We start from the raw sequence: 1,348 nt of genomic DNA on the forward strand, positions 1-1,348 counted from the left end.
GCACCCGCCCGCCCTGCGGCTGGCCATCGATGCGCACATCCGAACAGCGCATCTGCGCCAGCGCGGCAAACACCTGCGGCGCCGATGTCGCCCAGTCCGCCGCGCTCGCCACCGCGCCGGCACCAGCATCGGCGGGTGCAGTCGCTGGTTCGGCAGGCGCGGTTTGCGTGGTTGCAGCCGGCGGGGCCGAGGGCTTCAAGGCCAGCCAGCCGACGCCGCCGAGCAGCACCACGACCCCCACCGCTATCGCCGGGATCGGCAATTTGCCCTTGGGCTTTTCCACCGGCGGCGTTGTGGCGCTGGCCTTGACGAAGGCCGGTGCGTCGGTTGTTGGCGCGGGCGCTGGGCTGGTGCCAGTGAAATGCCGGCTGCCGCGCGGATCACAGGCATCGGCCACCTCGTCCATGGTCTGGAAACGGTTGGCCGGATCGGGCGCCAGCATCTTGGCGATGATCGGCTGCAGATCGGGCGATAGGTCAGACAGGTCGGGCACGCTTTCGCGGGCTTCCAGCGCATCGACGATGGTGATGCCCATGTCCTGCGGGGTGCCGCGCGCCAGCGCCACGATCACCAGGCCCAGGCTGTAGATGTCGGTCCAGGCGCCGATCTTGCGGCCATATTTGCCGAACACTTCGGGCGCGGCGTAGCCGAACTTGCCGGCAAAGGCGTCGCCCACCACGCTCTTCTCGCCGGGGTTGTTGTCCTTGGCGATGCCGAAATCGATGATCTTGGCGCGTTCGATGTTGCCGCCGGGCAGCAGCACATTGTCAGGGGAAAGGTCGCGGTGGATCACCCCCATCTCGTGCGCTGTGTGCAGGCCCTGCGCCAGCCGCCGCAACACGCGCTTGACCAACGCCGGATCAGCCGGGGTACCGTTCAGCACATGCGCCATCGACGGGCCATCGACATATTCGATGGCGAGATAATTGATGTTCTTGGCGCGGTCGTAGGCCAGGGCGCGGTACTTCACCAGCGCGTCGTGGCCGATCTTCTCAAGGCTGCTGGCCTCGCGCCGGAACAGCGCCATGAACTGTTCGTCGCTGGCATATTGGCCGAGGATCACCTTGATGGCGACCCGCTCACCCGACGCGATGTTGCGCCCTTCATACACGCGGCCCATGCCGCCCTCGGCAATGAAGCGCACCACTTCGAACAGGTCATTCAATTGCACGCCGACCAGCGCATCGGCGGCGCCCGGCCCGCTGGCGACAAACATCGGCGGCGGCGGCATGGATGGCTCAAACGCAGAGACCGGTGGCTGCGACGGCGCGGCTTCGGGCGGCGGCGTCTGTCCGGCCAACGCGGCGGCCAGCGCATCGGGCGAGGCGATCACCGTCCGCTCGCCGCC

Annotated in this window: 1 protein-coding gene; it reads right to left on the reverse strand. The window is 68.0% G+C overall.

The window, feature by feature from the left end:
- Positions 1–1,231 (reverse strand): serine/threonine-protein kinase (locus GJ693_RS15990; protein WP_207789976.1); only part of this gene is annotated, 1,231 nt, incomplete at its 3' end.
- Positions 1,232–1,348 lie beyond the last annotated feature (117 nt).

It is taken from the genome of Sandarakinorhabdus oryzae, from assembly GCF_009733735.1.
GTDB lineage: Bacteria > Pseudomonadota > Alphaproteobacteria > Sphingomonadales > Sphingomonadaceae > Sandarakinorhabdus > Sandarakinorhabdus oryzae.